Source organism: Dechloromonas sp. CZR5, assembly GCF_008711155.1.
GTDB lineage: Bacteria > Pseudomonadota > Gammaproteobacteria > Burkholderiales > Rhodocyclaceae > Azonexus.
This window is the reverse complement of record NZ_VUYQ01000001.1, coordinates 1-26,179: the sequence shown is the minus strand read 5'-3', so window position 1 is coordinate 26,179 and position 26,179 is coordinate 1. Positions and strand designations below refer to the sequence as shown.

General features: G+C 62.5%; 24 protein-coding genes. 18 read left to right on the top strand and 6 right to left on the bottom strand.

The window, feature by feature from the left end; translation table 11 throughout:
* Position 1 precedes the first annotated feature (1 nt).
* Genes F1002_RS00120 through F1002_RS00105 form a run of 4 tightly spaced genes read left to right on the top strand, consistent with a single transcriptional unit; the run spans position 2 to position 2,004 of the window.
* A complete protein-coding gene (locus F1002_RS00120) occupies positions 2–364 on the top strand; it encodes a YraN family protein (protein WP_150427013.1) in 363 nt (120 codons plus the stop codon).
* Positions 342–707: an HIRAN domain-containing protein gene (locus tag F1002_RS00115; RefSeq protein ID WP_150427012.1), complete on the top strand. Its 366-nt coding sequence runs from the start codon at positions 342–344 to the stop codon at positions 705–707. Before F1002_RS00120 ends, F1002_RS00115 begins: the two co-directional genes overlap by 23 nt.
* Positions 708–748: 41 nt before the next feature.
* Complete coding sequence (locus F1002_RS00110; RefSeq protein WP_150427011.1) at positions 749–1,339, top strand: phosphoheptose isomerase; 591 nt, start codon at positions 749–751, stop codon at positions 1,337–1,339.
* Positions 1,339–2,004, top strand: coding sequence for a BON domain-containing protein (locus F1002_RS00105; protein ID WP_223879395.1), 666 nt, complete (start codon positions 1,339–1,341; stop codon positions 2,002–2,004). The genes F1002_RS00110 and F1002_RS00105 overlap by 1 nt, the downstream gene beginning before the upstream one ends.
* Before the next feature lie 123 nt (positions 2,005–2,127).
* Here the strand turns inward: F1002_RS00105 and F1002_RS00100 are convergent, their stop codons facing one another.
* Positions 2,128–2,988, bottom strand: coding sequence for a response regulator transcription factor (locus tag F1002_RS00100; RefSeq protein WP_191090258.1), 861 nt, complete (start codon positions 2,986–2,988; stop codon positions 2,128–2,130).
* 336 nt (positions 2,989–3,324) lie between these two features.
* Here F1002_RS00100 and F1002_RS00095 point away from each other — a divergent pair, with 336 nt between their 5' ends.
* On the top strand, positions 3,325–3,579 hold the full coding sequence (locus tag F1002_RS00095; RefSeq protein WP_150427008.1) for a hypothetical protein: 255 nt from the start codon (positions 3,325–3,327) through the stop codon (positions 3,577–3,579).
* A 31-nt stretch (positions 3,580–3,610) separates the two neighbouring features.
* Here F1002_RS00095 and F1002_RS00090 read toward each other — a convergent pair whose 3' ends face one another.
* Positions 3,611–4,168, bottom strand: a complete 558-nt coding sequence (locus F1002_RS00090; protein ID WP_150427007.1) for a glutathione peroxidase — start codon at positions 4,166–4,168, stop codon at positions 3,611–3,613.
* 280 nt (positions 4,169–4,448) lie between these two features.
* Here F1002_RS00090 and F1002_RS00085 point away from each other — a divergent pair, with 280 nt between their 5' ends.
* From F1002_RS00085 to F1002_RS00075, 3 genes are all read left to right on the top strand, one after another.
* Positions 4,449–4,760 carry a hypothetical protein gene (locus tag F1002_RS00085; RefSeq protein WP_150427006.1) on the top strand — a complete coding sequence of 104 codons (312 nt, stop codon included), beginning with the start codon at positions 4,449–4,451 and terminating at the stop codon, positions 4,758–4,760.
* A gap of 116 nt (positions 4,761–4,876) precedes the next feature.
* The gene (locus tag F1002_RS00080) at positions 4,877–5,365 is read left to right on the top strand and encodes an adenylyltransferase/cytidyltransferase family protein (RefSeq protein WP_150427005.1); all 489 of its coding nucleotides are present in this window, start codon (positions 4,877–4,879) and stop codon (positions 5,363–5,365) included.
* A gap of 266 nt (positions 5,366–5,631) precedes the next feature.
* Positions 5,632–6,501, top strand: coding sequence for a GGDEF domain-containing protein (locus tag F1002_RS00075; protein WP_150427004.1), 870 nt, complete (start codon positions 5,632–5,634; stop codon positions 6,499–6,501).
* Positions 6,502–6,528: 27 nt separating this feature from the next.
* On the opposite strand, the gene F1002_RS00070 is transcribed toward F1002_RS00075, so the two are convergent.
* From F1002_RS00070 to F1002_RS00055, 4 genes are all read right to left on the bottom strand, one after another.
* Complete coding sequence (locus tag F1002_RS00070) at positions 6,529–8,421, bottom strand: potassium transporter Kup (RefSeq protein ID WP_150427003.1); 1,893 nt, start codon at positions 8,419–8,421, stop codon at positions 6,529–6,531.
* Positions 8,422–8,527: 106 nt separating this feature from the next.
* A complete protein-coding gene (locus F1002_RS00065) occupies positions 8,528–9,376 on the bottom strand; it encodes an HDOD domain-containing protein (protein ID WP_150427002.1) in 849 nt (282 codons plus the stop codon).
* Positions 9,377–9,442: 66 nt separating this feature from the next.
* On the bottom strand, positions 9,443–9,907 hold the full coding sequence (locus F1002_RS00060; protein ID WP_150427001.1) for a single-stranded DNA-binding protein: 465 nt from the start codon (positions 9,905–9,907) through the stop codon (positions 9,443–9,445).
* 12 nt (positions 9,908–9,919) lie between these two features.
* Positions 9,920–11,107: an MFS transporter gene (locus F1002_RS00055; RefSeq protein ID WP_223879394.1), complete on the bottom strand. Its 1,188-nt coding sequence runs from the start codon at positions 11,105–11,107 to the stop codon at positions 9,920–9,922.
* Between the two features lie 311 nt (positions 11,108–11,418).
* Between F1002_RS00055 and aspA the strand changes: the two genes are divergently transcribed.
* The 10 genes from aspA to F1002_RS00005 all read left to right on the top strand — a co-directional run bounded on the left by aspA (position 11,419) and on the right by F1002_RS00005 (position 25,669).
* Positions 11,419–12,843: an aspartate ammonia-lyase gene (gene aspA / locus F1002_RS00050; protein WP_150426999.1), complete on the top strand. Its 1,425-nt coding sequence runs from the start codon at positions 11,419–11,421 to the stop codon at positions 12,841–12,843.
* A 39-nt stretch (positions 12,844–12,882) separates the two neighbouring features.
* Positions 12,883–14,184: a dicarboxylate/amino acid:cation symporter gene (locus tag F1002_RS00045; protein ID WP_046534984.1), complete on the top strand. Its 1,302-nt coding sequence runs from the start codon at positions 12,883–12,885 to the stop codon at positions 14,182–14,184.
* Between the two features lie 114 nt (positions 14,185–14,298).
* Positions 14,299–15,054, top strand: a complete 756-nt coding sequence (locus F1002_RS00040; protein ID WP_150426998.1) for a TSUP family transporter — start codon at positions 14,299–14,301, stop codon at positions 15,052–15,054.
* 39 nt (positions 15,055–15,093) lie between these two features.
* Positions 15,094–16,944 carry an ATP-binding protein gene (locus tag F1002_RS00035; RefSeq protein WP_150426997.1) on the top strand — a complete coding sequence of 617 codons (1,851 nt, stop codon included), beginning with the start codon at positions 15,094–15,096 and terminating at the stop codon, positions 16,942–16,944.
* Positions 16,941–18,272, top strand: coding sequence for a sigma-54 dependent transcriptional regulator (locus tag F1002_RS00030; protein WP_150426996.1), 1,332 nt, complete (start codon positions 16,941–16,943; stop codon positions 18,270–18,272). Before F1002_RS00035 ends, F1002_RS00030 begins: the two co-directional genes overlap by 4 nt.
* 146 nt (positions 18,273–18,418) lie before the next feature.
* Entirely contained in the window at positions 18,419–22,090 is a 3,672-nt protein-coding gene (locus tag F1002_RS00025; protein ID WP_150426995.1) for a PAS domain S-box protein, read from the top strand.
* A complete protein-coding gene (locus tag F1002_RS00020; protein ID WP_223879393.1) occupies positions 22,081–23,118 on the top strand; it encodes a two-component system response regulator in 1,038 nt (345 codons plus the stop codon). Before F1002_RS00025 ends, F1002_RS00020 begins: the two co-directional genes overlap by 10 nt.
* Before the next feature lie 315 nt (positions 23,119–23,433).
* On the top strand, positions 23,434–24,357 hold the full coding sequence (locus F1002_RS00015) for a LysR family transcriptional regulator (RefSeq protein WP_150426994.1): 924 nt from the start codon (positions 23,434–23,436) through the stop codon (positions 24,355–24,357).
* A 240-nt stretch (positions 24,358–24,597) separates the two neighbouring features.
* Positions 24,598–25,248, top strand: coding sequence for a hypothetical protein (locus F1002_RS00010; protein WP_150426993.1), 651 nt, complete (start codon positions 24,598–24,600; stop codon positions 25,246–25,248).
* 127 nt (positions 25,249–25,375) lie between these two features.
* Entirely contained in the window at positions 25,376–25,669 is a 294-nt protein-coding gene (locus F1002_RS00005) for a hypothetical protein (protein WP_150426992.1), read from the top strand.
* Positions 25,670–26,179: the final 510 nt, after the last annotated feature.

The following is a 26,179-nucleotide window of genomic DNA, read 5'->3' as shown; positions in this document are numbered from 1 at the left end:
CATGCAGACAAAAGCCGACGATACCACCACCGCCCGCGGCCGCGAAGCCGAGGCGCGCGCGGCGCACCATCTGGAACGCCATGGCCTGCATGTCGTCGCGCGCAATTTCCGCGTACGCGGTGGCGAGATCGACCTGATCTGCCGCGACGGCAGGCAGCTGGTCTTCGTCGAGGTGCGCCAGCGCAGCCGCAGCGACTACGGCGGTGCCGGCGCCAGCATCACGACGACCAAGCAGCGTCGTATCGTTCTCGCCGCACAACACTATCTCGCCGGCAAACCCGAGTGCGACTGCCGTTTCGATTGCGTGCTGATCGACGGCGAGCGGCTGGAATGGCTCAAAGATGCGTTTTCTGCTGACGCTTAGCCTGCTTGCCTGGCTGGGCTGCGCGCAGGCGGAAGGCGTACGCGCCCTGATCCAGAGTTCGCCGCTGGCCGGCAGCCAGTATTACGCCTTGAGCGGCGTGTGGCAGGACATCCGGGCGGGAGATGCGCTGACGCTGGTGCGCGAACCGGAGAATCGCCATGACCGCAACGCCATCCGCGTCGAATGGCGCGGGCAGAAGCTGGGCTACGTGCCGTGCGCCCAAAACCGTTTGATCGCCGCAGCCATGGACGCCGGCGACCGATTGACCGCCCGCGTGTCGTCGGTAAGCGACAACAAAAATCCCTGGCTACGCGTGGCCTTCGAGGTCTTCGTCGAGCTGTGAGGTAGAATGGCCTGATCTATGGACACAATAGCCCGAATGATATGGATTTGATTGCCCGCGTTGCCAAGAACTTCGAAGACAGCGCCCACACCAAGCTCAACGCCGTCGAATTGATGGCTGCTCCGATCGCCGCCGCCATCGAAACGATGACCAACAGCCTGATCAACGGCGGCAAGATTCTCGCTTGCGGCAACGGCGGCTCGGCCGGCGACGCGCAGCACTTCGCCGCCGAACTGATCGGCCGCTTCGAGGCCGAGCGCCAGGAACTGGCGGCCATCGCGCTGACCACCGACAGCTCGATCCTGACCGCGATCGCCAACGACTATTCGTTCAACCAGATTTTCTCGAAGCAGGTGCGCGGCCTCGGCCATGCCGGCGACGTGCTCCTCGCCATCTCGACCTCCGGCAACTCCGGCAACGTGATCGAAGCCATCAAGGCCGCCCACGAGGCCGATATGCGCGTCATCGCCCTGACCGGCAAGGGCGGCGGCCAGATCGGCGAGATGCTGCTCGACGACGACATCCACCTCTGCGTGCCGGCCGACCGCACGGCACGTATCCAGGAAACCCACCTGCTGATCATCCACTGCCTGTGCGATGGCATCGATGCACTACTTCTGGGAGTCGAATGATGCAAAAAGCCAAACTGAGCCTTGCCGCGCTGACCCTGATCGTCACCCTGCCCGCCCTGCAGGGTTGCGTGGAAGCCGCCCTGCTGAGTACCGCCGCGGCAGCCAGCGTCATGTCGGCGCATGATCGCCGCTCGACCGGTACGCAGACCGACGACGAAACGATGGAATGGAAGGCCAACAACCACGTTCCGGCCCAGTACGCCAAGCAGGCGCACGCCAACTTCACCGCCTTCAATCGTCGCATCCTGATCACCGGCGAGGTACCGAACGAGGACGCCAAGTCCAGCATCGAGGCGGAAGTGCGCAAGATCGAGGGGGTCAAGGATGTCTTCAACGAGTTGGGCATCGGCCCGGCCACGCCGCTGACCAGCCGCAGCAACGACAGCTTCATCACCTCCAAGGTCAAGGCCCGCCTGGTCGACACCAACCAGTTGTCGGCCAACCACATCAAGGTGCTGACCGAGCGTGGCATCGTCTATCTGATGGGTATCGTCAACGAACGCGAGGCCAAGGTCGCCATCGCCGTCGCCCGCACGACCGCCGGCGTGGCCAAGGTGGTCAATGTACTGGAAGTGGTCGGCGAGGATGAAACCCGCCGCCTCGATAACCAGGTGCTGGGCGCCCGCAACCCGCCGCCGCCGAGCGCGCCGGTCGAAAACCGCTGATTGGCCGCTGTTCAGCCAACCCCGTAGGCATTCGCTGACAGGGCGTCCCGGGTAACCGGGGCGCCCTGTTCGTTTGCGGGGCGCTACCTGCCGATCCTTCCCGGCGCTTGTCAGCAGCCAGCCTTAGCCGCGATAACGCACGATCAGGTCGCGGCGGTTGTGGGCGCCGGTCTTGATGAAAATCTGTTCGATGTGACTGCGCACCGTCCAGAATGAAATGCCCATCTCGCGGGCAATTTCCTTGTCGGTCTTGGCAGCCACGATCCTTTTGGCAATCTCGCGTTCCCGCTGCGACAGCAGGGACATGAAATCCTGTCCTTCGGTCATCGGCGATACCGGCTCGGCGTGGGATAGCGCATGGGTGCGCAGAAGCTTGGTCAGACGCCAGATGAACTCTTCGGGGGAAAAGGGCTTGTTGATGAAATCGTCCGCGCCGCTTTTCAAAGCCAGAAGCCGTCGCGGCAGGTCATCGTAGCCCGACATGACGAGGATGGGCTGCCGGCCGTCCAGATGGCGTTCGCGAACGTCCCGCACCATGCTGATGCCGCTCTGAATACCCTCCAGAACGACATCGACGATGAGCAGCTGGTATTTTCCCCGGCGGTAGCGGGCCAAGCCGGCCTTGACGCTGGTGCACACGTCGACCTCGAGCCCGAGCGCACGACACAAATGCACCACGTAGCTGGCATGCGATTCCGAGTCTTCGAGCAGCAGAACCTGGCCACTGAAATGGGCCTGCTCGCGGGCTGCCACATAAGCGGCGATAAAGTCGCCCAATGCCCCCGGGTCGCGCCGCAGAAAGACCTCTGTTGCACCGGCGCGCATCGCCACGTTGGCCAGCGCACGGTCTTCGTTTCCCGTCACAAAAGCGACAGGCAGCATGGCGGTCTCGATCGACAGGCGAACTGCCTCGATCAGCTGGAGACTGTCACCATCGGCCAGTTCATTGGCCACGATCATCAAGGCATAGTCATCGTCCAGCATGCGCAGCGCCTCGGTTTCCCCGGAGCAGGAAACACAACCAAGCCCGTGTTGCGCGGCCAACTGCTGAACGATTGCCAGCTGGGTTGGTGAGGGCTCTACACACAGCAATTTTTGCATCTGAGAGGGCATAAACACCACGTCCGGTTGTTTGTGTTGATTTTATCAATTTATTTAATCGATCCTACCCCTAACTTTAGGGATAGATCGGGGCGGCCAATCATTAACATCTAACTCAAGATCTCGCCCCAGCCCCGAATGAACGACCGAATGAAACATGTCCTTTCATCGCTTCACAGAGCCCGCCTGAACCTGGAAAATTCCCCATCCAGGCCGGACGTGCACTTGGTCGTTCACGACCTGATGCGCGACTTGATCGAGGCCATGGGGCTCACCCAAAGCTGGGAGACGATGCCGCTGTCCACCGACGAAACCTGGGAGCAGGCCTGGCTGTACGACCTGATCGAAGGCGTGACCGACACCTGCTTCAAACTCACCGAATCCCCTCCCGACGAAGTGACCATGGCTTTGCGCACGCGCCTGGACCGTGCCATTGAAGGGGGGCAGCGCCCTTTGCCCCCGATGCACGCCTGAACCGGATTACGCAGCCGCCCCCCTGGCCCCGCTACTTGAGGAATTCATCAATCTTCTTCAGCAACGCCTTGTCGTCGGGCTTGGTCAAGCTGCTGTAGGCAACCACCTGCGTTGCGTCCCGATTGATCAGGTATTTGTGAAAATTCCACCTTGGCCGACTACCGGTCATCTCAGCCAGCTGCCGATAGAAGGGGTTGGCTCGCTCGCCCTTGACTACCGTCTTGCCGGCCATCGGAAACTCGACGCCATAGGTCAGCCGGCAGAAATCGGCGATCTCCCGATCGCTGCCCGGTTCCTGCTCGCCAAAATCATTGGAAGGGAAACCGACGATCACCAGCCCCTTGTCCTTGAGGCGGGCATACAGCTTCTCGAGGCCGTCGTACTGCGAGGTGAAGCCGCAGTAGCTGGCGGTGTTGACGACAAGAATCACCTTGCCGGCGTATTGGCAGAGCGGCATCGGCTTGCCGTCCTGCAGAACGCTGAAGGTATGCTCGAGTAACGGCGGACACCCCGCCGCAACGCTCGCGGGCAGCGCACCGGCCAATAACAGAGCGACGATGCCGACGCGGCGTTTCAGAAAACCGTTCATGGCCAGCTCCTATCAAGTCCTGTCCGGGACAAAATGCCCGACAAAAGGCGTGTCCTGCGAAGATCCGTTCGACCGCCAGGCGATCGATCGCCACCTCTGGATGGATTGACCATTCTCTTGCCATACCGTTCGCCGGATGCCGATATTCCATGACGCTGCATTCCTGTTTTGTATCGTTTTGTTTCGCCACTCCGCAAGGCTCAACCTTTAGTACGACATGACGTTAATAGAGGCGTGACAGGCAGATTTTCCGGGGTACCCAACACAGAGGAGCGGCATCATGACCTACTGCAGCCAACTGGATATCGAATCGCTCGCGGCAACTGCCAGCCGGGCAGCCGCCTACATCGACGACTGCGACAACGGAGCCCGCGAAGTCCGTCTCGACCCCAGCTATTACCAGGCATGCAGCAATGTGCTGATACAGATTTTCAAGGTCTGCGATGCCCAACATGACTTTCCCATGCTGCTCGAACACTCTGCGGCGGCACGTGAAGTCAACCAAGCACAGCACATCGAACAGCAGATCAGCTGCGACCGCGCCGCACTTTGCCCCGAGCTCGAGGCCATCCTTCGGCGCAACGCGCGCTGAATCGGACACCGCCTTGCGGGCCCTCCCCCCAACCGGATGGCCGGCCGCATTCGCTTTTCATACCGCCGCCACCCAAGAGGCACTAAAATGGCAACATTGCCAACGACCGACACACCATGTCCTACGCCCAACCCGGTTTCGAAACCAAAATCTGCCCTCCGGAGCAACTCGCCGCGCGCGCAGCCCAACTCACCCGTCCGCTGGTGTTCACCAACGGCTGCTTCGACATCCTGCACCGCGGCCACGTCACCTATCTGGCCCAGGCAGCCGCCCTCGGCGCCACCATGGTGGTCGCGCTGAACACCGACGCCTCGGTGAAACGACAGGGCAAGGGCGATGACCGCCCGGTCAATGTCCTGGAAGACCGGCTTGCCGTCATGGCTTCGCTCGGCTGCGTCTCCCTGGTTACCTGGTTCGACGAAGACACACCGCTCCAGCGCATCCTCGAATGCCGGCCGGAAATACTGGTCAAGGGCGGCGACTGGCCGGTCGACAGGATAGTCGGCTGCCAGGAGGTTCGCGGCTGGGGTGGCAGCGTTCATTCGATCCCCTTCATTCACCAGAAATCGACGACGGCGTTGCTGGAAAAAATCCGGCGACTCTGAACCAAAAACCATGCCGATGTCCCACAGGAAAACCGAGTGCCTGAGCGAGCGGGAGCAGCAAACCCGCCTGCGGGCTGCGGCCTTTTTTGTCATCGGCTTGCCCATCATCGGCTACGGGGTCGGCACCGGCATTGCGGAATACAGCCCGGCGCTCATGATACTGGGCACCTTGAGCGCGCTGGCCGTGACCATCGGCGCCTTCATGCTCTGGCAGAAACGGGGGGGGGTACCGGGCCATACGCCCCGGCATCGCCTGCCATACCGCCTTGACCCTGTATCTGGTGACCTTTTCGGGTACCGAGCATGCACGCAGCCTGTGGTTTCTGACCGTGCCGCTCACCTCGATCATGCTGCTGCCGCCGCGCGAGGGGACTGCCTGGTCGGTGGGCGCGATTGCCATCGCCTGCGCCCTGATGTTTCAGGCAGGCAGTCTGGAAGGAGCCCACGCCTACTCGTCGGTTTTCATTGTCCGTTACACCATCCTGGCGTTGATGACCACCGGCGTATTGTGCTGGTCGGAGGTTCTGCTCGAACGCTACCAGATCCAGTTGCAGAACCAGAACAATGCCCTCAAGGCCGAACGCGACCACCTTGAGACAGAGATTGTCCAGCGTGCGGCACTCGAGGAGGAGTTGCGCTATCTGGCCACGACCGATTCACTGACCGGCCTCCTCAACCGTCGTGCCTTCATGGCCGCGCTGGCCGGCGAACTGACCCGCAGCCAGCGCCTGAACACACCGCTGACCGTGCTCATGATCGACATCGACCACTTCAAGCAGATCAACGACAGCCTGGGACACCCGGCGGGCGATGCGGTACTCGTCCATCTGTCGCACCTGCTGCAAGAGCATTTGCGCAGCATCGACAAACTGGGGCGCATCGGCGGCGAAGAATTTGCCATCATGCTGGTCGACACACCGGCCGATGCTGCCGAAATCGTGGTCGGACGACTGCTCGATGCCATTCGCAGCCGACCGGCCGAGCATCCGGAAAACCATCGCCCGATCCCCTTCACGGCCAGCATCGGCTGTACGCAGCGCCACCTGGACGACGACGAACTGACCTCCCTGAGCCGTGCCGACCGGGCGCTCTATGCCGCCAAGCAGGACGGCCGCAACCGCAGCCACTGGATCTGAGCGCCTGCCGCGGCAGGCGCCCGGCTTTTACAGGACGACCTGCGTACCGAGTTCGACGACCCGGTTGCTCGGAATATTGAAGAAGGCCGTCGCCGAACCGCCATTGCGGAACATCGCAACGAACAGCTTTTCGCGCCAGAAGGCCATTTCCGAACCGAGGCGGGGAATCAGCGTCTCGCGTCCGATGAAGTAGGACGTTTCCAGCGAGCTGAACTCCAGCCCCGAATCGGCGCACATGCCCATGGCCAACGGGATGTCCGGCTCGTCCTTGAAGCCGTACTGGACGATGACGCTCCAGAAGTTCTCCTTGAGCTGGTGCACCTCGACCCGGTCGATGTCCGGCACATAGGGCACGTCGAAGAACTGCACCGACACCAGCACGACCCGTTCATGCAGAACCTTGTTGTGCATCAGGTTATGCAGCAGGGCGTGCGGCACGCCTTTCGGATCGGCGTTGAGGAATACCGAGGTCCCGGCCACCCGCGTCGGCATCGACGAAGCCAGCGATTCGATGAACATCGACAATTCCAGGCGCTCGCCCTTCAGTCGGTCAGCGAGCAACTGGCGGCCGCGCTTCCAGGTCGTCATCAGGATGAAGACCCCCATCCCGGCAACCAGCGGGAACCAGCCGCCGTCGGGAATCTTCAGGATATTGGCCGTCAGGAAGACCAGTTCGACGGCAAGGAAGCAGGCAAACAGCAGCCCTGCCCTGATCCATCCCCATCCCCATACCTTGGCGGCAACGACAGTGGCTAGGATGGAGGTGATGACCATGTCGCCGGTCACCGCAATACCGTAGGCGGCAGCGAGGTTGTTCGACGACTTGAAACCGAGGACGAGGATCATCACGGCGATCATCAGGCCCCAGTTGACGGCCGGCAGGTAGATCTGCCCCTGCTCCTTCTCGTTGGTGTGCTGCACTTCCATGCGTGGCACGAATCCGAGCTGCATGGCTTGGCGGGTCACCGAGAAGGCGCCGGAAATCACCGCCTGGGAGGCAATCACCGTGGCCAGGGTGGCCAGGCCGATCAAGGGGTAAAGCGACCACTCCGGCGCCGAGCGGAAGAAGGAATTGTCGGCTACCGCCGGGTCGGCCAGAATGGCCGCGCCCTGACCGAAGTAGTTGAGCACCAGCGCCGGCAGCACGAAGGCGAACCAGGCCCGCGAAATCGGCTTGCGGCCGAAGTGCCCCATGTCGGCGTACAAGGCCTCGGCCCCGGTCACCGCCAGCACGACGTTACCCATGGCAACCAGCGACATGGCCTTGTTGGCGAGCAAGAACTCGTAACCGTGGAGCGGATTCAGCGCCGCCAGGATTTCCGGGTGGCCGATGATATTGTTGATGCCGAGCAGGGCCAGCACCGAGAACCAGATCAGCATGACCGGCCCGAAGAAGGCGCCGACCACGGCGGTACCGCTTTTCTGGACGAAGAACAGCCCGAACAGCACGACGATGGTGATCGGAATGATGAAGGGGTGCAGCGCCGGGGCACCAACCTCCAGCCCTTCGACAGCCGACAGCACCGAAATAGCCGGGGTTACCATCCCGTCGCCGTAGAACATCGCCGCGCCGAGCACACCGACGATCATGATCCACTTGGCGTGGTGCGGCTTGTCCTGAACGGTATGCAGCGCCAGCGCGATCAGCGCCATGATGCCACCCTCGCCCCGGTTGTCGGCGCGCATGATGAAAGTCACGTACTTGACCGAAACGACGATGATCAAGGCCCAGAAGAACAAGGACAGGCTGCCGTAGATATTGGCTTCGTTGACCGGAATCGGGTGATTGCCGGCAAAGACTTCCTTGACCGCGTAGAGCGGGCTGGTCCCGATGTCGCCATAGACGACGCCCAAGGCAGCCAAGGCCAGTGCGGCAAAGCGCTTGCCGGAAATATCATCGGCCGCGGGTTGGTTATTCATGGAATGCTGCTTCCTGACTATCTGGCGGCCTTCTGTCCGGGCCGCTCAAGCTACGGTTGATCCGGCAGAAGCACACCCATGCGGGCGACACTCCCACCGGCCTGGCTCAGCCGCCCAGCGCTGCCTTCAGCGACTGGACTTCCTCTTCTGACTCTTCGACGATCTCGGCCAGCGTTTCGGCATCGAACAAGGTGTCGAGCACCGAGGTGTCGACCTCGCCGTCAAGCTCCGGGTCGCGCCAGCACGAGGTGCGGTTGGCAATCTTGTTGGCGACATAAAGCACGTCCGACAGATTGCCGATCGACTCGATCTCGCGATCGGTCTCGTGGTCGCGCACCGCCTCCAGCACCGGTTCCGGCGAGCCCAGGGCCGACAACAGGGCATGACCGATATTGTCGTGCCAGCCGACGAGCAGCGCGTGCAACTCGGCACGGTCGTTCACCAGTTCGGGGAAATTGGCCGCGCGGGACATCAGGTAGAAAACGCCGAGGTCATGCACCAGCCCGGTGAACATCGCTTCGTCGCCATTGATCTTCGCCAGCTTGCGGGCCAGGACGCGGCACAGCGCCGCGACATGCGAGGTGTGCTCCCACAGACGCTGGGAAATCCCTTCGAACGGCTGCATCTGCTTCGACTTCAGCAACTGCTCCATGGCCACGGCGAAGGACACCGTACGGACCGCTTCCATGCCGACGCGAACGATGGCGCTTTTGACGTCGGCGATCTCGCGACCGCTCGGGTTCAATGCCACCGAGTTCGCCATGCGGATGATCTTGGCGCTCATCAGCGGCTCGGCGCCGACCAGCTTCGCCAATTGCTCGATGCTCAGGTTGGGATCCTTGAGCGCGCTACGCACCTGGAAGGTGATGTCGAGAAAGGTCGGGAAGGTAATCTCGGAACCAGACAGGTCGCGGGCGATATCTTCGAGAACCTTGAAGGTGACGGCGTTGGTCATGCGTGTACCTTTGGACGGTTGTTCGGACAAGGCCGGAAACGCTATCGTCCCGGCCTGTCGGCAGGCTTAGAACGGGATGTCGTCACCCAGATCGTCGAAGGAAGGCTTCGGCTTGTTCTTCGGCGGAGCCGGCGAGTAGTCCGTCGGCTCGTCGTAGCCACCGCCACCACCGCCGCCGGCCGGAGCGCCCATGCCTTGGCGCGAACCGAGCATCTTCATGTCGTCGCAGCGAATTTCGGTGGTGTAGCGCTCCTGGCCATCCTTGTCCGTCCACTTGCGGGTGCGCAGGCTGCCTTCGACATAGACCTGCGAGCCCTTCTTCAGATACTGGCTGCAAATCTCGGCCAGCTTGCCGAAAGCCGAGATACGGACCCACTCGGTCATTTCCTTGCGTTCGCCGGTCTGCTTGTCCTTCCAGTTTTCCGTGCAGGCGATGCTGAAATTGCAGATTGCCTCACCGCTGGCGGTATAGCGTGTTTCCGGGTCGCGCCCCAGATTGCCGATGCCGATCCATTTGTTTACCGATGCCATTGCCTGTATCTCCTAAACAGAGGGTGCCGCACCGGCCGGCTGGCGCCGCTGCGGAAAATTCATGGTACTCGCCACCACCAGCCAGATCAGGAGCAGGCCGGTGCACGCAGCAAAAACAGCATTATCGCCGAAATGCTGCGCAATATATCCGCCCAACGCACCGCCGATGAAAAGCCCCATCGCCTGGGTGGTGTTGTAAACGCCCAGTGCCGCTCCCTTGGCCGACGGCGGCGCAGTCCGCGAAACCAGCGACGGCAGCGTGGCTTCCAGCACGTTGAAGGCGACGAAGAAAAGGAGCAGCCACAGCGCCAAGGACCACAGGCTTTCGTGCAGCAGGAAAAGGCCAGCCTGGACCACGACCAGCAGACCGACGGCGGCAATAAAAATCGGCCGCATCTTGTCTTTGCGCTCGGCGGCGATGATGGCCGGCACCATGATGGCGAAGGAAGCCAGTACCGCCGGCAGGTAGACCTTCCAGTGCGATACGGCAGCCAGCCCGCCATGCTCGACCAGCGCATGCGGCAGGACGACGAACATGGCCATCTGCACCATGTGCAGCGTGAAGATGCCCGCATTCAGGCGTAGCAGATCGATATCGAAAATCACCCGGCGCAGCGGCAGCTTTTCGTGACCCTGCGGCGCCGGAGGCGCTGGCACGGCCTTGAGCAACAGGACGATGGCCGCCAAGGCCAGCACACCGGTCATGACGAACAGCCCGGACATGCCGATCCAGCCATAGAGAATCGGCGCGCCCACCAGCGACAGCGCAAAGACCAGACCGATCGACGAACCGATCATCGCCATCACCTTGGTCCGGTGTTCCTCGCGCGTCAGGTCGGCGGCCAGCGCGGTGACCGCGGCCGAAATGGCCCCCATGCCCTGCAGCACGCGACCGACGATGATCCAGTTCATGTCAGGCGCCCAGGCGGCAACGAAGCTGCCCAGCGCAAAGACAAGCAGGCCGACGACGATGACGCGCTTGCGCCCGAAGATGTCGGAAGCGATGCCGTAGGGAATCTGGAAAAACGCCTGGGTCAGGCCATAGGCGCCGAGGGCGAAGCCGACCAGCGCGAGGTTGTCGCCCCCTGGAAGGGTTTTGGCATACACCGAGAACACCGGCAGGATCAGGAACAACCCGAGCATGCGCAGGGCAAAGATGGACGCCAGCGAGGCTCCGACGCGGCGTTCCTCGGGGCTCATGCGATCAGATGGTGGGGGGGACATCATGGTTTGGTTATGTTGCATTGCAGCGGATCGGAAATATTAGCAGGTTTGCCCCGCCGACCGCAGAAAGACCGCCTGGGAAGGCAGTCCGGGTTGCTGCATTCGGATTTCCGAACGGCCGCCACACCTGAAGTTCGGTTTTCCGATTGCCTCTGAAAGACATCCGGAGATCAACCGGCTTCAAATCAATCACTTACATCGTCTCTCAAGCCTGGCACGGCGCATGCAATGAAATACCCCATCCCGGCCTCGAAGCCGGTTGCATGCGAAAACACAGGAGACAATAGATGGCGAACACACCCACCCGCCTCGAGCACGACCTGCTCGGCGACCGCGAAGTACCCGATAGTGCCTACTACGGCGTGCACACCCTGCGCGCGCTGGAAAACTTTCCCATCACCGGCATTCCCATCGCCGTCTATCCCGACCTGATCCGCGCCCTGGCCCAGATCAAGAAGGCCGCCGCCCAGGCCAACCGGCAGCTCGGCCTGCTCGACGCGACGCGTACCGACGCCATCGTCGCCGCCTGCCGCGAAGTGATCGACGGCCAGTTGCACGACCAATTCGTCGTCGACGTCATCCAGGGCGGCGCCGGCACCTCGACCAACATGAATGCCAACGAGGTGATCGCCAACCGCGCCCTCGAAATCCTCGGCAAGGCCCGCGGCGACTACAAGGCGCTGCACCCGAACGAGCACGTCAACATGAGCCAGTCGACCAACGACGTCTATCCGACGGCGTTGAAACTGGCCACCTATGTCGGCATCTTCCGCCTGGTCGATGCCATGGCCTACCTGCGCAAGGCTTTCGAGCGCAAGGCCGACGAATTCGCCGATGTGCTGAAGATGGGGCGCACCCAACTGCAGGATGCCGTGCCGATGACCCTCGGCCAGGAATTCTCGACCTACGCCGTGATGCTCGGCGAGGATGAGGAGCGCCTGAAGGAAGCGGCTCTCTTGATCCGCGAGATGAACCTCGGCGCCACCGCCATCGGCACCGGCATCAACGCCCACCCCGATTACGCCCCGCTGGTCTGCCGCAAGCTGGCCGAGATCAGCGGTATTCCAGTCGTCACCGCGCCCAACCTGATCGAGGCGACGCAGGACTGCGGCAGCTTCGTGCAATTGTCCGGCGTCCTCAAGCGGGTCGCCGTCAAGCTGTCCAAGGTCTGCAACGACCTGCGCCTGCTCTCCTCCGGCCCGCGCGCCGGCTTCAACGAGATCAACCTGCCGCCGCGCCAGGCCGGTTCGTCCATCATGCCGGGCAAGGTCAATCCGGTGATTCCCGAGGTGGTCAACCAGATCGCCTTCGAGGTCATCGGCAACGACGCCACCGCCACCTTCGCCGCCGAAGCCGGCCAGCTCCAGCTCAACGCCTTCGAGCCGATCATCGCCCACAGCCTGTTCAAGAGCGTGCTGCACCTGACCAACGGCTGCAAGGTGCTGGCCGACCACTGCGTCAATGGCATCACCGCCAACCGCGACCTGCTGCGTGAATCGGTCGAACGCTCGATCGGCATCGTCACCGCGCTCAACCCGTACATCGGCTACGCCAACGCCACCGAAGTCGCCGCCGAGGCCTTCCGCAGCGGCCGCGGCGTCGCCGAAGTGGTCATCGAACGCGGCCTGATGAGCCCCGAGCAGCTGGCCGATGTCCTGCGCCCCGAGGTGCTGACCCGTCCGCAAAACATTCCCCTTCCTGTCGCCGCCTGATCCAGGCGTCTTCTCACCCTGCACCGCAAGGAAAACAACATGAAAATGAACCGCCTGACCACCTGGATCGGCATTGCCATGGTCCTCGGCGTCGCCGTCGGCTACGCCTGCAACACTCTGGCGCCCTCACCGGCCGCCGCCAAGGAGATCGCCGGCTACTTCGGCATCCTGACCGACATCTTCCTGCGCATGATCAAGATGATCATCGCCCCGCTCGTCTTCGCCACCCTCGTTGCCGGCCTGGCCAACATGGGCGACTCGAAGACGGTCGGCCGCATCGGTGCCAAGGCACTCGGCTGGTTCATCGTCGCCTCGTTCTGCTCCCTGTTCATCGGCCTGCTCTTCGCCAACCTGCTGCAGCCGGGCGCCGCGCTCGCCGTGCCGCTACCGGAAAGCGCTGCCGGCCTGAACCTGAAGACCGGCGCGCTGAACCTCAAGGACTTCATCACCCACGTTTTCCCGAAGAGCATCATGGAAGCCATGTCGGGCAACGAGATCCTGCAGATTCTGGTTTTCGCGGTGTTCTTCGGCCTGGCCCTCGGCCACCTGCATAACCAGACCGCCCGCTCGCTGGTCAACACCATGGACGAAGTGGTGCACGTCATGCTGAAGGTCACCGACTACGTGATGCGCTTCGCCCCGTTCGGCGTCTTCGGCGCCGTCGCCGGTGCCATCACCACGCAGGGCCTGGGCATGCTGGCCGTATTCGGCAAGTTCATGCTCAGCTTCTACCTCGCCCTCGCCGTGCTGTGGTGCGTGCTCATCGCCGCCGGCTACGTCGTGCTCGGCAAGGACATCTTCCGCCTGCTCAATCTGGTACGCGGCCCGATGCTGGTCGGCTTTTCGACCGCCAGCAGCGAATCGGTCTATCCGAAGCTGATGGAACAACTCGAGAAGTTCGGCATCAAGAACCGCGTCACCGGCTTCGTGCTGCCGCTCGGTTACTCGTTCAACCTCGACGGTTCGATGATGTACACCACCTTCCTGGCCCTGTTCATCGCCCAGGCCTACGACATCCCGATGTCGCTGACCGCCCAGATCACCATGCTGCTGGTGCTGATGGTCTCCTCCAAGGGTATCGCCGGCGTGCCGCGCTCCTCGCTGGTCGTCGTCGCCGCCGTGCTGCCCATGTTCGGCCTGCCGGAAGCCGGCCTGCTGCTGATCCTCGGCATCGACCACTTCCTCGACATGGGCCGCACCGTGACCAATGTGCTGGGCAACGCCATCGCCACGGCAGCCGTCGCAAAATGGGAAGGTGCCATCGACCCGGTACCGGCCGAACTGGCCGATGCCGACGAGGCCTTGCCAGTACCTGAAGACGCCGTCATCCAGGGCGCCTGAACCGTTTTGTCTCCTCCGGGTTCGGCCAACCCTCTGTGCCGATCCCCTTGCTTGCCCGGCGCCCGCGCCGGGCTTTTTTTACTGAAGAAGTCCTGAACACACCATAATCCGCCCATGATCGACTGGACCATCCTCGCTCCCGCTGCCTTCTTCGCCGGCATGGTCGATGCCGTGGTCGGCGGCGGCGGCCTCATCCAGATTCCCGTCCTGCTTTCGCAATTCCCGCAGACGGCCATTCCCGTCCTGTTCGGCACCAACAAGGTATCGAGCATCGCCGGCACGGGCGCTGCCCTGTGGCGTTATGCCCGCAACGTGCGCATTCCATGGGCGGTCGTCCTGCCCGCCACTGTTGCTGCCCTGATCGGCGCCTGGGGCGGCGCCGCGCTGGTCGCCTGGCTGCCCCGCGAGACCATGCGTCCGCTGGTCGTCGTCATGATGATCGCCGTGGCGCTCTACACCTTCATGAAGAAGGATCTCGGCCAACAGGTGACGCGCGTCATCGACGGCCGCGACCGCTGGAAAGGCGCCCTGTTCGGCGGCATCATCGGCCTCTACGATGGCTTCTTCGGCCCGGGTACGGGCAGTTTCCTGATCTTCGGCTTCGTCCGCCTGTTCGGCATGGATTTCGTGCAGGGCTCGGCCAGCGCCAAGGTCATCAACTTCGCCACCAACCTGTCGGCCATCGCCTTCTTCGCCAGCCACGGGCCGATCCTCTGGCAGGTCGGCCTGATCATGGCCGTGTGCAATCTCGCCGGATCGTGGATGGGCACCCACCTGGCGCTCAAGCATGGTGCCGGCTTCATCCGCAAGGCTTTCCTCGGCGTCGTCGTCGTGCTGATCGCCAAGCAACTGGCCGATCTCCTGGGCTGAGCGCGGTAACATAGGCCACACCGTCCGGACTGCCCTTCGATGCCCCGCTTCCGTTCCCTGCCGCTGTTGCTGCTCTGCCTGCTGCTGGTCGCCCTGAGTGGCTTCTCGGCCTACCGGGTCGCACAGCGCCTGGGCATTGCCGACCTGCAGGCGACCGGCCTGCACCGTCTCGATCTCTACGCCACCAGCCTGGAGCGCGAGATCGGCAAATACGCCTACCTGCCCGGCACTCTCAGCCTGACCCCGGAAGTGCTCGACCTGCTGGCCGGCAAGGGGGGAGAACAGGCGACGACCCGGGTCAACGCCTACCTGGAAAAGCTCAACGAACGCACCGGCACCCTTTCCATCTATGTCATGGACACCCGGGGGAAGGTGCTGGCGACCAGCAACTGGCGCCGCCCGGACAGCTTCCTTGGCGAAGACCTTTCTTTCCGCCCCTATTTCCGCGATGCGCTGGAAAGCGGCAGCGGTCGCTTCTTCGGCATCGGCACCACCCGCGGTGAACCGGGCTACTACCTCGCTTCCGCGCTGACCGACGACAACGGCACACGCGGGGTTGCGGCGATCAAGGTCAGTCTCGAACAGCTGGAAAAGTCATGGACCACGGTCGAGGCGCCGGTCCTCGTCGCCGACGAGAACGGCGTGGTCATCCTCTCCGCCGTACCCGCCTGGAAATTCGCCACCCTGCGCCCGCTCGACGACAGCACGCGCGCCGCTTTCGACCATACCCAGCAATACAACCGCCGCGCCCTGCAGCCGCTCGGCATCAAGACCCTCGAAGACTACGACCACGGTGCCCGCCTGGTGCGCATCACTGCCAGCGCCCCGGAAACGGTCTCGGTGTATCCGGTCGCCGGGCGTTTCCTCGAACAATCGCGCACCCTGCCCGGCACACCGTGGACGCTGACCGTGCTGTCGCATCTCGAACAGGTCGACGACCTCGCCCAGAGCCGCGCCGCGCTGGCCGCCATCGGCGCCGCCTGCCTGTGCCTGCTCGTCATCATCCTCAACGAACGGCGCCGCCACCTGCGTGACCGGCTGGCCGCCCGCGAAGCCCTGCAGAAGGCGCACGACGAGCTGGAACGCAAGGTCGAGGAGCGCACCGCCGACCTGTCGGCCGCCAACCAGCAACTGCAGGACGAGGTCGGCGAACGCATCCGCGCCGAACGCACCCTGCGCGCCGCCCAGGACGAACTGGTGCAGGCCGGCAAGCTGGCGGTCATCGGCCAACTGTCCACCGGCATCGCCCATGAACTGAATCAGCCGCTGGCCGCCCTGCGTACCCTGTCGGCCAATGCCGAGCGCTTCCTGGCACGCGGCGATGTCGATACGACGCGCACCAACCTCGGCCGTATTGCCGACCTGGTCGACCGCATGGGCCGCATCACCGGCCAGCTGCGCAACTTCGCCCGCAAATCGAGCGGCCAGTCGGCACCGGTGCCGCTCTGCCACGCCCTCGACAATGCGCTGGCCCTGCTCGACCCCCGCATCCGCCGGGCCGGCGCCGACATCGAGCGCAGTTGCCCGGCCGACGAACCGGTCGCCCTGTGCGACTCCAACCGGCTGGAACAGGTGCTGATCAACCTGATCGGCAACGCGCTCGACGCCATGGCCGAGCACCCCCGGCCACGCCTCAAACTCTCCTGGGAATGTACCGACGGCGTGGTCCGCCTGCATGTCCGCGACCACGGCCCCGGCCTCAGCGACGAAGCGCAGGCCCACCTGTTCGAGCCCTTCTTCACCACCAAGCCGGCCGGCGACGGCCTCGGGCTGGGCCTGGCCATTTCCGCCGGCATCATCCGCGACTTCGGTGGTAGCCTGCATGGCGCCAATCATCCAGGCGGCGGTGCCGTCTTCACCCTAGAACTCCCGCTCGCTCCCGCATCATGACCGACAACCTCAAAATCCTGATCATCGAAGACGACCCGGACGTCGCGCTCGGCTGCGAGCAGGCACTGCAACTCGAAGGCCTGGCCGCCGAATGCGTGGGCAGCGCCGAACTGGCGCGTCGCCGTCTGACAGCCGATTTCCCCGGTATCGTGATCAGCGACATCCGCCTGCCCGGCGAGGACGGCCTCAGCCTGCAACGCGCACTGCAGGCCATCGATCCCGAACTGCCGGTCGTCCTGATCACCGGGCACGGCGATGTGTCGATGGCCGTCCAGGCAATGAAGGACGGCGCCTATGACTTCCTGCAAAAGCCCTTCGCCCCCGAGCAACTCGTCGACATTGCCCGCCGCGCGCTGGAAAAGCGGCGGCTGGTGCTGGAAGTCCGCACCCTGCGCCGCCAGCTCGACCAGCGCAACCTGCTCGACGCCCGCCTGATCGGCAACTCGGCCGGCATGGCCCGTGTCCGCGGGCTGATCGGCGCCCTTGGCAGCAGCGCGGCCGACGTCCTCATCCATGGCGAAACCGGCACCGGCAAGGAACTGGTCGCCCGCTGCCTGCACGATGCCAGCCCACGCGCCAAAGGCAACTTCGTCGCCATCAACTGCGGCGGGCTGCCGGAAACGCTGTTCGAAAGCGAGATATTCGGCCATGAAGCGGGGGCCTACACGGGGGCCAGCAAGCGGCGCATCGGCAAGATCGAATACGCCAGCGGCGGCACGCTGTTCCTCGACGAAATCGAAACCATGCCGGTACCGATGCAGATCAAGCTGTTGCGCGTACTGCAGGAGCGCACGCTGGAACGGCTCGGCTCGAACACGCCCATCCCCATCGACTGCCGCATCATCGCGGCAACCAAGGAAGACCTGACGGTGCTGGCCGAGCAGGGGAAATTCCGGGCCGACCTCTACTACCGGCTCTCCGTCGCCACCTTGCCGCTGCCGCCCCTGCGCGAACGCCGCGAGGACATTCCGCTGCTCTTCGAACACTTTCTGCTGCAGGCCGCCGCCCGTCACGAGCGCCCGGTCCCGGCTACGCCCGCCGGTCGCATCCAGCAACTGGTCGGCTACCACTGGCCGGGCAATGTGCGCGAGCTGCGCAACGTCGCCGACCGCTGCGTTCTCGGCATCGAAGCCGGTTCGCCGCCTTTCGGGCAACCGGCAGGTGAGGCGCCCCGCCCGCTGGCCGAGACCGTCGAGGCCTTCGAGCGCGCCCTGATCGCCGACGCCCTGCGCCGCTACGGCAGCCTGGCGCGCACCGCCGAAGCCCTGACCATCGCCAAGACGACGCTGCACGACAAGATTCGTAAATACGGGCTGCACAGCGAGTAAACAACCCGCTGGCCAGCACCGGAAGCATGCGAAACATCCTGCGATGGGGCTAGAATCCATCACCGTTTACTCACGCCCATGTCATCGCTGCGACGGCCCGCCCGAGATGCATCCGGCACGGATCGCCCCATCACGAACCTCCCGCCATGCCATTTGACCGCTTTTTCCTGCCCGACAGCCCGTCGTTATCGCTGCTCTATGGCAACTATGACCTGGCACTCGTCGCACTTTCCCTGTTCGTGGCTGTCCTGGCGGGCATCATGGCCTTTCAGCTGGCCGGTATGGCGCGCGTCGAGACACGACAGCTCAATCGGCAGATGGCGCTGTTCTCCGGCGCCTTCGTGCTTGGCTCCGGTGTCTGGTCAATGCACTTCATCGGCATGCTCGCCTATAGCGTATGCAGCACCGCCCGCTACGACCCGCTCATCACCCTGCTCTCGATGCTGCCGAGTTTCCTTGCCTCGTGGGTCGCGCTGCTCTTGCTGACCAAGGAGCGGATCACTGGCTGGCAACTGGTGGTCAGCGGCCTGACCGTCGGCGCCGGCATCGGCGTCATGCACTATAGCGGCATGGCCGCCGTCCACACGTCGCTGGTCCTGCGCTTCGATCCATTCATGTTCGCAATTTCCATCGTCGTCGCCGTTGTCCTGTCGGTCCTCGCCTTGTGGCTGCGTTTCGGCCTGGACACCAGCAAGCGTTTCAGTTCGCGCCAGATCAACATCCTGAGCGGCACCATACTCGGCGTCGCAATTTCCGGCATGCACTACACCGGCATGGCTGCCGCCCGGTTCCTGCCCAATGCGCAAGGAGAGACCTCTGCCGAATCCAACATCTACCTCGCCCTGTCGATCGCCGGAACCACCATCCTGGCCATCCTGATCACCGGCGGCGTCAACGTCCTGCTTCGTTATCGCACTCTCTATCAGCGCATGATGCGCAATGAGGCGCGTATGCGGACCATCGTCGATACGGCGATCGATGGGATCATCACCATCGACAGCCGCGGCCTCATCCGCGCCTTCAACAGCGCAGCTGAAGCCATCTTCGGCTGGCAGGCCGACGAAGTTGTCGGCCGCAACATCAGCATGCTGATGCCAGAACCGGAGCGCAGCCAGCACGACACGTACCTGCAGAACTACCTGCACAGCGGCGTCGCCAAGATCATCGGCTCGGGCCGCAAGGTCGTTGGTCTGCGCAAGGATGGCTCGACCTTTCCCTTGCGCCTCGCCATCGGCAAGGCCACGCTGCCGAATGAAACGCTGTTCGTCGGCTTCATTACCGACATCAGCGAACGTCATCAGATGGAAGAGGCGCTGCGTAACAGCGAACAACAATACCGCTCGCTGATTGGCAATCTGCCGGGTACGGCTTTCCGCTGCCGCCTCGACAGCGACCGGAGCATGCTGTTCGTCAGCGATGCCGTGGAGCGCCTGACCGGCTGGAAGCCGGAGGACTTCGCATCGGGCAGGAAAACCTTCGTCCAACTGCTGCATCCGGAAGACCGGAGCCGGACCGCCGCGACGATCAGCGATGCGCTCAACGCAGGCCGGCCCTACATGATCGAGTACCGCGTCATCGACAGGAGTGGCAACGAGCACTGGGTTTCCGAGAGCGCCAGCGGGGTATGCGACACGAACGGCGCCATCCAGTGGATCGACGGCGTCATCATCGATATTACGGAGAGCAAGCGGCGCAATGCCGAATTCGAGGGCGTGGTCAATGCGCTCGGCCACTCGGTAGCGGTCATCGAATTCGATCTCGAAGGCATCATTCTCAATGCCAATGACAATTTTCTGGCCATCACCGGCTACAGCCGTGAGGAGCTTGTCGGCAATCCACATGCGATGCTGTGCGGCCCGGATGAGGTAACAACCGATTATTTCCAGCTCTGGGAAACCTTGCGCCGCGGCGTACACGTCTCCGGTGACTTCCATCGTATCGGCAAGGGCGGCAAGGACATCTGGATCAACGGCAGCTACAACCCGATCTTCGATCCCGACGGACACCCCTACAAGATCATCAAATTCGCCAATGATCTGTCCGACCGCCACGCGATGGAACAGGATTTGCGCGAGGCCAAAGCCAGGGCTGAACTGGCGGCCGAAGCCAAGAGCACCTTCCTGGCCAACATGAGCCACGAAATCCGCACACCGATGAACGCCATCCTCGGCTTCACCGAGGTTCTGCTCGGCGAGCCGGCCAGCGACACCCAGCGCCGCCATCTCAACACCGTACGCAACTCGGCCCGCTCCCTGCTCTACCTGCTCAACGACATCCTGGACACCGCCAAGCTGGAAAGAGGTGCCGTCGAGCTGGAAATCAAGGATTTCTCGCTACGCGACGTGTGCATGCAGGTCATCGCCTCGCTTCGGGTCAACGCCCAGGCCAAGAGCCTCCCTCTCGTTCTGGATTACCCGGATCGCGAACCGGAATTCTTCAAGGGCGACGCCTTGCGCATCGAGCAGATTCTCCTCAATCTGCTCGGCAATGCCATCAAATTCACGGACCGCGGGGAGGTCGGGATCAGTGTTCGCCATCTTGGCGACGTGGTTCACCTGGTTGTCAGCGATACCGGCATTGGCATAGCCCCTGACCGCATCGCCCGGATTTTCGATCCGTTTGCCCAGGCCGATGCCTCGATGAGCCGTCGTTTCGGGGGAACGGGGCTGGGTACGACCATTGCCCGCCAGTTGATCGAAATCATGCATGGGCGGATTTGGGTGGAAAGCGAACTGGGTATCGGCAGCCAGTTCCATGTCGAAGTGCCGCTGCCCATCGGGGTCGCCGTTGCAGTGACGCACGAACGGGAAGTAATTGCGCTGCCCCCGCTCAGTCTGCTGATCGCCAACGATGTTCCACAAAATCTGGAACTCTTGCAGATCATGCTCGGCCGACTGGGACATAAAACCACCACGGCCGGCAATGGACAGGAAGCTGTACAGGCCTTCGCCAACGGCCATTTTGACATCGTGCTCATGGACGTGCAGATGCCCATCCTCAGCGGCCTCGATGCCAGCCGTCAGATTCGTCGCCTGGAAGCCGAGACGGGACGCGCACCAACCCCGATCATAGCCCTGACCGCCAGCGTTCTCGAAAAAGATGCCCTGGCCGCACGCGAGGCCGGCATGGAAGGCTTCGCCAGCAAACCGGTGGATCTGTTCCGCCTGACCCTCGAAATCGCCCGTCTCCTCGATATCCAGGTTACCCAGACGGAAGCCCCGGTCAAGCAAAACGTCCCCGGCGCTCGCGGCTCGGTCATCGACTGGGGACGGGGCAAGCAGCTCTGGGGAAGCGAGCCGCGCCACCGTGTGGCAATTCGTCAGTTCCTCATCGACTTCGCCGGGACGGTCCCTCGCCTGCGCCAGCTGCTCCACGCTCCGGACGAACTGCGCGCCCAGGTCCATCGACTGAGAGGCGCTGCCGCCAATCTCGCGCTCTCCCGGGTCGCCAGCCTGAGCGAGACCATGGAAAGCGGTGCCGTCACCGGACAATCGCAGGAACTGCCAGCACTGCTCGACCGGCTGGCCGACGAACTGGCCAATGTCGGCGAAACGCTGGGCCAGCTGGAGCCGGAAACGCCGATCCGCCAAATCGCCGAGAACGTCGATGCCGACCGCCTGCTACCCGAACTGGGCACCCTGGACGAAGCGCTGGCCCGTGGCGAACTGCCTGAAGCAAGCCTGGCGGCACTCGGCAGATTGCTCCCGCCATCCGAACTCGCAGCCCTCGACCAGGCTATCAACGCGTTTGACTTTGACGCGGCAAGGCAGGTAGTTTCAGGATTGACGACCCGTTACGGGAAAGAGGGATGCGCATGATCACGCAGCAGGACGAACGGCCAAAAATTCTCATTGTCGATGACGAACCTACCAATCTGCAGATCCTGCGCCAGATCTTGCATGAGGACTACCGCCTGCTGTTTGCCCGCAATGGCGAGAAGGCGCTGGAAATTGCCGCCGACGAACAGCCAAACCTGATACTGCTCGATGTGATGATGCCCGGGATGACCGGACTGGAAACCTGTCGCCACCTCAAGTCGGCCGCGCCCGCCCAGGCCATTCCGGTCATCTTCGTCACCGCGCTTAGCGAAGTGGAGGAGGAATCGGCCGGCTTCGCAGCCGGGGCTGTCGATTACATTACCAAGCCGGTCAGCCCTCCTGTCGTCCGGGCCCGCGTGCGCACCCACCTCTCGCTGGTCCGCGCCGACGAACTGAAGAAAACCCGCTTGCAAATCATTCAGTGCCTGGGCCGCGCTGCCGAATACCGCGACAACGAAACGGGCCTGCACGTTATCCGCATGAGCCATTACTCGCGCATTCTGGCGCTCGCCGCCGGTTTCGGCACGGCCCGCGCCGACGAACTGTTCAATGCCGCGCCAATGCACGACATCGGAAAAATAGGCACCCCGGATGCGGTGCTGCTCAAGCCAGGGGCGCTGGATGCGAATGAGTGGTCCATCATGCAACGACATGTGCTGATGGGTGCCGAGATTCTCGGCGAACACGACTCGCAATTACTCCAGATGGCCCGCCGGATTGCCCTTTGCCACCATGAGAAGTACGACGGCAGCGGCTACCCCTACCGGATAGCCGGTGACAGCATCCCGATCGAGGCTCGTATCGTCGCCATCGCCGACGTATTCGACGCACTGACCTCGGTCCGTCCTTACAAGAAGGCCTGGCCGGTCGACGAGGCCGTGGCACTGCTGCAACGCGAAAAGGGAAAGCACTTCGACCCACTGCTGGTCGATCTATTCATTGAGCAACTCCCGGCCATTATCGAAATCAAGGAGCTTTACGCCGAAGTAGAACCCGACACAGCAGGAGAAGACCAGCACCGAACCTGAGTCGGGAGGCTCTCTCCTGGAAAAGGCACGCCCCTTTCCGGGATACCGCGCCCACAGAAAGGCAAAGGGCAGGCCGGCGATGCCGGCCTGCCCTTGTTCCATTCCCCTGGCGGGGCAACGCTTCCGGTAAAAAGCGCCTGACCGGACCAACCGGAGCCGGGTTCGGCTACTGCTTCCCGGCTTGTGGCCGGCAGCGTCGGTGCAGATCAGTTGTTGCCATTTAATCGCAAACCAATCCATCTGAAAAATTCAGAATCTCGATACACCCATCTTGAATCGAGATAGACTAGCTGCTCCACATGGGATCGCTCCGCCATGGAACTGCGCCAACTCCGCTACTTTCTCGCCATTGCCGAACACGGCAGCTTTTCCAAGGCCGCCGGCTCGGTCCACGTCGCGCAATCAGCGCTCAGCCACCAACTGGCGCAACTGGAGGACGAACTCGGTCAGGCGCTCTTTCAGCGCCTGCCGCGCGGCGTCGAACTGACACCGGCCGGCCGCGCTTTCCATCCGCATGCGCTGTCCATCCTGCGCCAGGTCGACGATGCCCGGAACAGTGTCACCCAGGCCGAGGGCGAAATCGTCGGCAAGGTCATTTTCGGCATCCCGCACAGCGTGTCGCAGGCGCTCGCCCTGCCGCTGCTCAAGGCCGTGCGCAGCGCCCTGCCCCGCGTCGAACTGGAATTAACCGAGGAACTCACCGGCAACCTGATCCCGCAGTTGCGCACCGGACTGATCCATCTGGCCGTGCTTTTTGATGACGGCCAACTCGACGAATTCCGCTGCCATCCGCTACTTGAAGAAGCGCTGCTGCTGATTTCGTCCGCCGATGCTGCCGACGCCCCAGGCAACCCGATCAGCCTGCGCGACGCCCTGCGCCTGCCGCTCATCCTGCCCGCCTCGCCGCACGGCGTCCGCCCCATCATCGAGGCCGCCGCCAAACGAGCCGGCCTCGCCGCCCCCAACGTCGTCGCCGACATCAGCTCGATCAGCATCCTGCGCACCAGCCTGCTCGCCGGCCTCGGTCACACCCTGCTGCCGCCGATGCCGATGCAGCGCGAACTGGAGCGGGGCGAACTACGCGCCGTTCCCGTTGCCCCGGAGGCACTGACTCGCCGCGTGGTGCTCTGCGCCTCCCGCCACATCCCCGCCTCCGCCGCCACGCTGGCAGTCGCCCGCGTGGTGCATACGCTGGTTGATCAGCTTTGTCGCGACGGAAGCTGGCAGGAGGGCATTTAATCCTGAACGACATTGCCTCTGAACAACCACGATAGGATGCTATAGGCATTTTTACCGCGGTGACGTGTATGATTGACGTATATCCTTGTGATTTCGACGGATTACACATGCAATCAATTACTTACACCGAACCGCACTCCAGAGTAGACGTCAGTGCGCCAGCGTATACGTCGTTTTTGACGTCTACTTCACGTTGGGCAGCACACTCCCCTCACCATGTTCAATAACAAGGAAACTACTGTGGCCGAAAAGATCGATAGTTGCAGAGGCGACGAAAAGAAGCAGCAGATTTGCAGAGATTATGAGGTAAGGGTCATATCACGCATGGCGCTACTGCCCGGCCAAACAATTGAAGGGTGTTGCGGCGATTTGGAAAATGAGCATACGGTCTTTTATTACAAACACAAGAAGACAAAGTACGAGGATACATTCTCCGTTGGCAAAGACTGCGCGAAGGCATTTCTAGACATTCTTGGGCAGCCGTTACCACCGCTGGTGGATCCGTTGCAGCACATGCAGATACCGGGAGTATCTACGGGAGGAGGACTGGGCACATCGGGTGCTAGCTCTCAGTTCCCCCCAATCGGTTCGTCAGGTGCAGCAATTCCGGCAATCAATTCCGAGCTGTACGTTGCGATTAATTTGTGGTGCATCCTGAAGAAGCAAGTGCCAAAGTTTGCGCTTCAACGCATATTGACCAGCATTCAAGTCGCTCCAAGCACTGCGCTTCCGGAAAAAGACGTTTTTGACTTCTTGAAGGTATTGGCGTCATACAAGAAGACTCTCAAACAAATGCTGAGCGAAGCGCAAAAGACGCACCCGAATATGAAGAGCTATACCTTTCCTACCCTAACTTCCATTGCCAGCAAAAACTGGATAGACCTGCCATGAGTATACGCAGAGCGTGCGGTAGGTTTTCCCTGTACTGCCCAACCCATCATTCCACCGGACCTGCGCGAGAAGCCGCGCAGTCCGGTGAATTCAGACGTTGGGCATAATCACAATAGGAGCCTCACACATGGAACAACTCATCCAGCAAGCTATCACCACCAAGAAGCTAATTGAGTTCCTTTATAGCGGCCATCCGCGTCTCATTGAGCCACATGTTTTGGGTGTAAATGGCTGCGTTACCCAGGTTCTCGGTTACCAAGTCGGTGGCAGCAGCAGCTCTGGTGGTATCTCAGAATGGCGTCGTTTCGATCTCCCGAAAATTTCGGGCTTAAAGCTCACCTCAACGTCTTTTCCCGGTCGCCGCCCGTTTCCTTCCGGAAAGCACAGCTCGTGGGACAGGCAAATTGCCATTGTCTCGTAATGCCCAACAATCTGCTCCACCGGACCGTCGGCCAGCTACGCTGTCCGCCGTCCGGTGAGCTTCAACGTTAGAAGGTTCTGTCCCTTATGGTGTTCAAGCTTCTCTCGCTTGTTTTTAGCTGTGTGCTGGTTTCACCAGTCCGGCTCGGCGTGGGGTGCTTCCGGCGCACGGCTTCTGGGTTTTACGTGCCCGGCTCAGCCGCCTGTTCGTTTGCTACGGTCAACGGGAAATTTCAGCCAAAAACGAAACCCTCGGGGTTTGGGGCTTTCCCGGCTGCTCAGTATTTCCAGTTTGCCGCCAGCGGTCGCGGCTGCAAGCGTCTCGCTGGTGCCACCGCTTTCCCGGCAAACCCTTCTAACACTGCGGTCAAAGCCGCTCCCTTCGGTCGCTGGACGCTGCGCGATAAAGCACCGCGCAGCGCCCTTTACCTCCAACGTTAGGCTTCGAACGGGTATGGACCTCATCTACGACAATCTTGATTCGGCTGGGAACGAACCCATTCTCGTTGAG